Raw genomic sequence first — 8,015 nt, 5'->3', positions numbered from 1 at the left:
AGCACCCTGCTCTCTCGTGCCAACCTCGCCAGCGCCTACGCCTCGGCAGGCCGGACCGCGGAAGCGATCCCGCTCTACGAGCGGACCCTCACCGACTCCGAGCGGATCCTCGGCCCCCACCACCCCGACACCCTGGTCACCCGCGATAATCTCGCTTCCCTGCGTGGTTCGGATGATGGAGTTCCAGCGGACGGCAGCGATCAGTGACATGCGACGTGTTGAGTCAGGCTGGTGCGGTGCCCGCGCGCAGGTAGCTGTAGACAGTTTCGCGACTGACCCCGAATTCTCTCGCCAGTATGGACTTTCGCTCCCCCGATGCGGCCCGTGCGCGTAGCGCGTGGGCTTGTTCGGTGGTGAGGGCAGGTTTGCGCCCGGTGTAGGCGCCGCGGGCCTTGGCCGCGGCGATGCCCTCGCGCTGGCGCTCGAGGATGAGGGCGCGTTCGAACTCGGCGAAGGCACCCATCACGCTCAGCAGCAGGTTCGCCATCGGCGAGTCCTCCCCAGTGAAGGTCAGCGACTCCTTGACGAACTCCACCCGTACGCCCTTGCCGGTCAGTGTGCGCACCAACCGGCGAAGGTCATCGAGGTTGCGGGCGAGGCGGTCCATGGAGTGCACGATCACGGTGTCGCCTTCGCGGACGAACGCGATCAGCTCGTCCAGCTGTGGGCGTGCGGTGTCCTTGCCGGAGGCCTTGTCGGTGAAGGTGCGTTCGACGTCGATCCCGTCGAGCTGCCGGACGGTGTTCTGGTCGACCGTGCTCACCCTTATATAGCCGACACGCATAACTGATCTCTGCGCCCACTTGAAATGTCAAGTTGAAGTCTAAGAATCCAGCGGACATGTGTCAATAAATAGAGTATTGGACTCTATTCTGACGCCTTCCGGCCCGGTCACGACCGTGGTGCTGGGGTGTACCTCAGGTGGACGATTGAGCGAATCAGCCCGTGCGAGGAAACAGGGCTTGGGCGAACTTGTTGCGAACGATCGCGGTGAGCTGGTGGTCGGGTCCGAGAACCCGATCGGCGTCAGCGAGGACCTGCTCGTACAGCTGGATCGCCTCCCCTGCCCGGCCCACCGATTAGTAGGCGAAGGCGAGATTGCTGCGAAACGTCAGGGTGTTCGGGTGGTCGGTGCCGAAGGATCCCGCTCGTCCTCGCCCTGCTCTGGCGCTACCAGGACGGTTGCCTGGCCGGTGTCCCGGCCTTCCTGCAACGTGCCGCACTCGGCGGCACGGCGCACCTCGCGATACTTCTCGGCCACCGCCGCCGCTGGCGGGAATACCCCGCCGACCTCGCCCGATCCGATCGGCCACAACCACCCGCACAGCAGAACGCCCGGCTGACGCTACTGTCGTTGCCATGGCTCAGCCCGACGCAGCGCCCGGCGACGCGACACCACTGGGTGTCTGGCCCGGCACCGCCTATCCCCTCGGGGCCACCTACGACGGCGCGGGCACCAATTTCTCGGTGTTCTCGGAGGTTGCCGACGCGGTCGAACTCTGCCTGATCGACGGGGACGGCGCCGAGACCCGGATCGCGCTCGACGAGGTCGACGGCTACGTCTGGCATGCCTATCTGCCCGCGATCGACCCTGGTCAGCGGTACGGATTCCGCGTGCACGGCCCGTACGACCCCGACCGCGGCTTGCGCTGCGATCCGAGCAAGTTGCTGCTCGATCCGTACGGCAAGGCCTTCGACGGCGCGTTCGACGGTCATCCCTCGCTCTACACCTACGGGCTGGACTCGCGCGGCCACACCATGACCGGCGTGGTGATCAACCCGTACTTCGACTGGGGCGCCGACCGCGCGCCCAACCGCCCATACCACGAGACGGTGATCTACGAGGCACACGTCAAGGGCATGACGATGACCCATCCGGAGGTGCCGGAGGAGTTGCGTGGCACCTACTCCGGCATCGCGCACCCCGCGATCGTCGGCCATCTGAAGGGATTGGGCGTCACCGCGATCGAACTGATGCCGGTGCACCAGTTCCTGCACGATCGCGTCCTGCTGGATCAGGGGCTGCGGAACTACTGGGGCTACAACAGTTTCGGCTACCTCGCGCCGCACAACGAGTACGCGACGATGGACCGCGCCGGGTCGGCGGTCACCGAGTTCAAGGCGATGGTGCGCGCGCTGCACGCCGAAGGCATCGAGGTGATCCTCGACGTGGTCTACAACCACACCGCCGAGGGCAACCACCGCGGCCCGACGCTCGGCTTCCGCGGCATCGACAACGCCGCCTACTACCGGTTGGTCGACGACGATCCCTCGCACTACATGGATTACACGGGCACCGGCAACAGCCTCAACGTGCGCCACCCGCACACCCTGCAGCTGATCATGGACTCGCTGCGCTACTGGATTCTGGAGATGCACGTCGACGGCTTCCGCTTCGATCTGGCCGCGACGCTGGCACGGGAACTGCACGACGTGGACCGCCTCTCGACCTTCTTCGACCTGGTGCAGCAGGACCCGGTGGTGAGCCAGGTCAAGCTGATCGCCGAACCGTGGGACGTCGGCGAGGGCGGCTACCAGGTGGGCAACTTCCCCGGCCTGTGGACGGAGTGGAACGGCAAATACCGCGACACCGTGCGCGACTACTGGCGCGGCGAACCGGCGGCGCTGGGCGAATTCGCCTCCCGGCTCACCGGCTCCTCGGACCTGTATGAGGCCACCGGCCGCAGACCGAGCGCCAGCATCAACTTCGTCACCGCGCATGACGGTTTCACGTTGCGCGACCTGGTGTCCTACAACGAGAAACACAACGAGGCCAACGGCGAGGACAACCGCGACGGCGAGAGCTGGAACCGCTCGTGGAACTGCGGCGCCGAAGGCCCGACCGACGATCCCGCCATCCTCGCCCTGCGCGCCCGGCAGAGCCGCAACCTGCTGGCGACGCTGATGCTCAGCCAGGGGGTGCCCATGCTCGCGCACGGCGACGAGATGGGCCGCACCCAGCACGGCAACAACAACGTCTACTGCCAGGACTCGCCGCTGGCCTGGATGGACTGGTCCCTGCGGGAGGAGAACGCCGAGCTGCTCGAATTCACCCGCGCGGTGGTGGCGTTGCGTACCGAGCACCCCGTCTTCCGCCGCCGCCGCTTCTTCGCGGGCGGGCCGATCCGGTCGGCGGACAATGCTCGCGACATCGCCTGGCTCACCCCCTCCGGGGAGGAGATGACCGCAGCGGACTGGGACAGCGGATTCGGCAAGTCGCTGGCGGTCTACCTCAACGGCGACGCGATCCCCGAGCCCGGCCCGCGCGGCGAGCGGATCACCGACGATTCGTTCCTGCTGTGTTTCAACGCCCACGACGCGGCTATCGATTTCGTGCTACCGCGCACCGGCGACGGAACGGAATGGTCGGTGGCACTGGACTGCTCGACGCCGACCGGCCTGGCCGACGCCGGGCACCCCGGGGGCGCCACCGTCACCGTCGAAGCTCGCTGTCTCCTCGTCCTCCGCCTGGCCGCCTGACCCGAATGCCGATGAACGCACCCGATTCCACCGAGATGCACGTGACCGACCCGGTATCCCTGCGACGCGAACCCGCCCGCCAGACCACGATCCGCAGCGCCTACCGGCTACAGCTGCGCCCGGACGCGCTGACCTTCGCCGAGGCGCGCGCCATCGCCGAATACCTGCAGCAGCTGGGCATCTCGCACCTGTACCTCTCGCCGATCCTGACCGCGACGCACGGTTCGACGCACGGTTACGACGTCACCGACCCGACCACGGTCTCCGCTGCGCTCGGCGGCCCGACCGGGCTCAAGGCCCTCGCCGACGAAGTGCGCAGCCGCGGCATGGGCCTGATCGTGGACCTGGTGCCCAATCACGTCGGCGTGGCCGATCCGCAGCAGAACGCCTGGTGGTGGGACGTCCTGCGGAACGGCCAGGAGTCGCGGTTCGCGCCGTACTTCGACATCGATTGGAGCCCGGGCAACGGCGCGGGCGGCCGGTTGGCGCTGCCGGTGCTGCAGAGCGAGAACGACCCGGCCGCCTTGACCGTGGACCGCTCCGGCGCCGAACCCATGCTCGCGCTGCACGATCTGCGTTTCCCGATCGCGCCGGGCACCGACGGCGACAACGCCCTGCGCATCCACGACAAACAGCACTACCGGCTGGTGAGCTGGAAGGCCGGGTTGTGCACCTACCGGCGGTTCTTCGCGGTCAGCAGCCTGGCCGCGATCCGGCAGGAGAACCCCGAGGTCTTCGAGCTCACCCACCGTGAACTCGCCGCCTGGTGCGAGCACGACCTGATCGACGGCGTGCGGATCGACCATCCCGACGGCCTGGCCGATCCCGCCGGCTACCTGACCCGGCTGCGCAGGCTGATCGGCCCGCACCGGCTGCTGCTGGTGGAGAAGATCCTGGCCAACCGCGAGCCCCTGGACGCGACCCTGCCGATCGACGGCACCACCGGCTACGAGGCGCTGGCCGACTTCGGCGGCGTGCTGATCGATCCGCGCGGCGAGCACGCGCTCACCGAACTCTCGCGCCGGGTCGCCGGGCACGGCAGCGACCGCGCCTGGATCGGCGAGACCGAGCACCGGATCAAGCGCGCGGTCGCGGAGACCATTCTGACGCCGGAGATCCGGCGGCTGGTGGCCGCGATCAAACAGGACGCGAACGCCGAGAGCTTCGACACCATGGCGCTGACCAACGCCACCATCGAAGTGCTGGCGTTCATGCCGGTGTACCGGGCCGATTACGCGCCGCTGGCCGGGATGGCGGGTGCGGTGATCGCCGAGGTGGAGAAGCGCAACAGCGAGCTCACCGCGCCGCTGGCGGTCCTGGTCGCGGCGCTGGCCGCCGACGGGGCCGCGGCGGTGCGCTTCAGCCAGGTCTGCGGCGCGGTGACCGCGAAGGCGGTCGAGGACACCATGTTCTATCAGGCCGCGCGGCTGGTCTCGTTGCAGGAGGTCGGCGGCAACCCGGCGCGTTTCGGCCACTCGCTCAACGAGTTCCACCTGTCCATGAGCCAGCGCGCGCAGCTGTGGCCCGCGACCCTGACGACGCTGTCCACCCACGACACCAAACGCGGCGAGGACGTGCGCGCCCGCATCGGCGTCCTGTCCCAGGCCGCGGAGACCTGGGCGCGCAACGTCGACGCCTGGCTGGAGACCGCCCCGGCGCCGGACGGCGCGACGGCGCTGTTCCTGCTGCAGAACATGTTCGGCGTGTGGCCCGCGGACGGCAGGCCCGCCGCCTCGGTGCCCGGCCTGCGCGAACGGCTGCACGCGTTCGCCGAGAAGGCGATGCGCGAGGCCAACACCAAGACCTCATGGGAGGAGCCGGACGCCGAGTTCGAGACCGCCGTGCACGCCTGGCTGGACACGGTGATCGACGGGCCCGTCGGCTCCGAACTCGGCGACCTGGTGCACGAGCTGGCCCCGCACGCCTGGTCGGACGCGCTGTCGCAGAAACTGCTGCAGCTGTGCGGGCCGGGCATCCCGGACGTGTACCAGGGCTGTGAACTGTGGGAGGACTCCCTCGTCGACCCGGACAACCGCAGGCCGGTGGACTTCGCCGCCCGCGCGGGCATGCTGCAATCACTCACCGGCACACCGGCGCTGGACACCACCGGCGCGGCGAAGATGTGGATCGTCGCCTATGCGCTGTGGCTGCGCCGCGAACGTCCCGACTGTTTCGTCGGCGGCGCCTACCGGCCGCTGTTCGCGACCGGCGATCACGCGAGCAAGGTGGTGTCCTACGCCCGCGGTCGGGTGGGCGAGGCGCCCGAGGTCATCGTCGCCGCCACCCGCCACAGCGTGAGCCTGGCCGAGACCGGGTGGGGCGACACGTTTATCGACCTGCCCGCGGGCAGCTGGACCGATCGGCTGACCGGGCACACCTTCCAGGGCCGGGCGAGGCTGGAGAAGATGTTCGGCAGGCTGCCCGTCGCCCTACTGGTGCGCTGAAAGTTCCAGCGCGGGCACAGCGGCAGGCACGGCCACCCGCTCGAGTTCCTTCGCGAACACGCCGCGCACCTGCTCGAAGGTCGTCTCCGGGATCACGCCGCCCAGCTCTTCGCGCCAGCGCCGCAGGTTCGCGGGATGGTAGTCCAGCGCGTCCTGCGTACTGACCGCCAACCGGACGCCCTGGTCGGTGGGCGTGGCGATCCGCCGCCAGGAATCCCAGTGGAAGCGGCGGCTGCGCGGATTGCGCACCGTGCGAAGGACATTCAGAATGCGGTAGCCGATGCTGAGCGAATCGTGCAGCCGCATGTGATCGCCGTTGGTGGTGTCGCAGCGCTTCGACAGCGCGGCCAGCCGGTCGCGATCGAAGGCCAGACCGACCGACTCGGCCTCGCGGACCATCCACTGCAAGGTCGCGTCGGACAGACCGCATTCGGCGTAGCCGCCACCGATATCGCTGTGCACGCCGGGGAACCACACCTGCTTGACCCGCTCGAACCCGCGCCGGTACTTCACGGTCGGTTCGACCGGCACCTCCCACAGGGACGGTTCGAAGTTGCGCCGCCGCTCGTCGATGGCCAGCGCCTGGCGGGCGCAGTGCACATGGCGCGAGAGCTTGACATCGTGGAAGCGGTGGCGCAGCGAGGTGACGCCGGGGACGCCCAGCGCGCCGACGGTGTCGAACACGCCGAGGAAATCGATCTTCGCTCGCCTGCAGTGCTTCCGGCGGAATTCCTGCCACTCCCTCGGCTCGGCCGGGTCCGGGTCTTCGGGTGTGGGCGCGGGCGGGCGCTGCCGGTAGATGCGCAAGCCCTCCGGATACTTGCCCTCGATCATCGCCTCCGGGGTCATGATCCCGATGCGGCTGATCAGGCCGGCCAGGCTACGTGCGGTGAAGGCGCCGCGACTGAAGCCGAAGATGTAGATCTCGTCGCCCTTCTCCCAGTTCAAGGCGAGATGCCAGTAAGCGGACGACAAGTTCGCCTCGAGACCGAGGCCGAAGGCGCCGCCCATCAGGCGATCGCTGAGGAAGCCGCGCGCGCCCGGACCGGAGACGTAGGTGACCCACTGCTGGATCTTCTCTCCCGCGGGCCCCGGCGCGTCGAACCGGATCGTCTGCGCGATTTTGACAATGTTAGAAACCGTGCTGCTCGATTCGGCCTTCCAGGTGCCGTCGCAACACACAATCAGGCGTTTCATGGCACTGATCCTCCCGCTGGTATCCCACCGAAACCCGCGTACTCGACTACTCGAATTCATCGCGCGGGAGGCGAAAGCGTTAATGCGGGCGAGTCAGGGCGTGCCGCCGGACCGCTCGTCGATACCCGAGAGCGCCATGCCGATCAGCCACCGCGCCGCGCCGAGCGCCGCCGCGGCGAGTACCGCGATCTGCAGCGAGCCCGTGATGAGAACCAGGACGAGGCAGGTCACCAGCCCGACGACCAGCGCGTCGAGCTTGTAGGCCGGCCACGCGGAGCCCGCGATGTCGATCGTGGTGCCGCGCGCCGAGGAGTGAACGACCGCCATCTCCTCAGGGTAGTCGGAATCGGAAGTTCGGGCCAGCGAACTTTTGCCGCAGGGAACACAGCGAATCGCTGCGGCGTTGCCGCAGACATGCCATTGACAGGTGAATACGAACCGAGCACATCCGACTGGGCCCGTGAGCAAGCCGAGAAGTACGAGAACTCCGGCGGCACCGAGGGCGCGACCTTGCAAGGCAAGCCGATCATCCTGCTCACCACCAAAGGCGCGAAGACCGGCAAGCTGCGCAAGACCCCGCTGATGCGGGTGGAGCACGACGGCGAGTACGCCGTGGTCGCCTCGTTGGGCGGCGCGCCGAAGCACCCCGTCTGGTACCACAACATCAAGGCCGAACCGCACGTCGAGCTGCGCGACGGCACGGTCAAGAAGGATTACACCGCGCGCGAGGTCTTCGGCGAGGAGAAGGCGCAGTGGTGGGAGCGCGCGGTCGAGGTGTGGCCGGACTACGCGAACTACCAGACCAAGACCGACCGTCAGATCCCCGTCTTCGTCCTCACCCCCAGGTAGCTCCTGCGCAGGTAGCCAGCGTGTCACCGCCACCCGCCGCAGGTC

At 68.3% G+C, this 8,015-nt stretch carries 8 protein-coding genes; 4 read left to right on the top strand and 4 right to left on the bottom strand.

Going from position 1 to position 8,015, the window contains the following annotated elements:
* On the top strand, nt 1-207 hold a 207-nt coding region (locus tag NNI01S_RS32140; RefSeq protein WP_157115139.1), incomplete at its 5' end, for a tetratricopeptide repeat protein.
* A 16-nt stretch (nt 208-223) separates the two neighbouring features.
* Here NNI01S_RS32140 and NNI01S_RS32135 read toward each other — a convergent pair.
* Nucleotides 224-784: a recombinase family protein gene (locus tag NNI01S_RS32135; RefSeq protein WP_063025176.1), complete on the bottom strand. Its 561-nt coding sequence runs from the start codon at nt 782-784 to the stop codon at nt 224-226.
* Nucleotides 785-938: 154 nt separating this feature from the next.
* Nucleotides 939-1,076 carry a tetratricopeptide repeat protein gene (locus tag NNI01S_RS36635; protein WP_357990084.1) on the bottom strand — a complete coding sequence of 46 codons (138 nt, stop codon included), beginning with the start codon at nt 1,074-1,076 and terminating at the stop codon, nt 939-941.
* A gap of 283 nt (nt 1,077-1,359) precedes the next feature.
* Here NNI01S_RS36635 and glgX point away from each other — a divergent pair, with 283 nt between their 5' ends.
* Entirely contained in the window at nt 1,360-3,480 is a 2,121-nt protein-coding gene (glgX, locus tag NNI01S_RS32130; RefSeq protein ID WP_063025174.1) for a glycogen debranching protein GlgX, read from the top strand.
* 35 nt (nt 3,481-3,515) lie between these two features.
* Entirely contained in the window at nt 3,516-5,924 is a 2,409-nt protein-coding gene (treY, locus tag NNI01S_RS32125; protein WP_063025186.1) for a malto-oligosyltrehalose synthase, read from the top strand.
* On the opposite strand, the gene NNI01S_RS32120 is transcribed toward treY, so the two are convergent.
* On the bottom strand, nt 5,910-7,121 hold the full coding sequence (locus NNI01S_RS32120; RefSeq protein ID WP_084489461.1) for a T6SS phospholipase effector Tle1-like catalytic domain-containing protein: 1,212 nt from the start codon (nt 7,119-7,121) through the stop codon (nt 5,910-5,912). The genes treY and NNI01S_RS32120 overlap by 15 nt on opposite strands.
* 93 nt (nt 7,122-7,214) lie before the next feature.
* Nucleotides 7,215-7,448: a hypothetical protein gene (locus NNI01S_RS32115; protein ID WP_063025172.1), complete on the bottom strand. Its 234-nt coding sequence runs from the start codon at nt 7,446-7,448 to the stop codon at nt 7,215-7,217.
* An 87-nt stretch (nt 7,449-7,535) separates the two neighbouring features.
* Between NNI01S_RS32115 and NNI01S_RS32110 the strand changes: the two genes are divergently transcribed.
* The gene (locus tag NNI01S_RS32110; RefSeq protein ID WP_063025170.1) at nt 7,536-7,970 is read left to right on the top strand and encodes a nitroreductase family deazaflavin-dependent oxidoreductase; all 435 of its coding nucleotides are present in this window, start codon (nt 7,536-7,538) and stop codon (nt 7,968-7,970) included.
* Nucleotides 7,971-8,015 lie beyond the last annotated feature (45 nt).

This window comes from Nocardia niwae NBRC 108934 = DSM 45340, assembly GCF_001613465.1.
Classification (GTDB): domain Bacteria; phylum Actinomycetota; class Actinomycetes; order Mycobacteriales; family Mycobacteriaceae; genus Nocardia; species Nocardia niwae.
Note: the sequence above shows the minus strand (reverse complement) of the source record. Positions and strands in the feature narration are given on the sequence as shown.

Excerpts from the sequence above, each read along its gene's own strand:
- NNI01S_RS32135 (WP_063025176.1), bottom strand. The coding sequence starts at position 784 with ATGCGTGTCGGCTATATAAGGGTGAGCACGGTCGACCAGAACACCGTC.
- glgX (WP_063025174.1), top strand. The coding sequence starts at position 1,360 with ATGGCTCAGCCCGACGCAGCGCCCGGCGACGCGACACCACTGGGTGTC.
- treY (WP_063025186.1), top strand. The coding sequence starts at position 3,516 with ATGCACGTGACCGACCCGGTATCCCTGCGACGCGAACCCGCCCGCCAG.
- NNI01S_RS32120 (WP_084489461.1), bottom strand. The coding sequence starts at position 7,121 with ATGAAACGCCTGATTGTGTGTTGCGACGGCACCTGGAAGGCCGAATCG.
- NNI01S_RS32115 (WP_063025172.1), bottom strand. The coding sequence starts at position 7,448 with ATGGCGGTCGTTCACTCCTCGGCGCGCGGCACCACGATCGACATCGCG.
- NNI01S_RS32110 (WP_063025170.1), top strand. The coding sequence starts at position 7,536 with ATGCCATTGACAGGTGAATACGAACCGAGCACATCCGACTGGGCCCGT.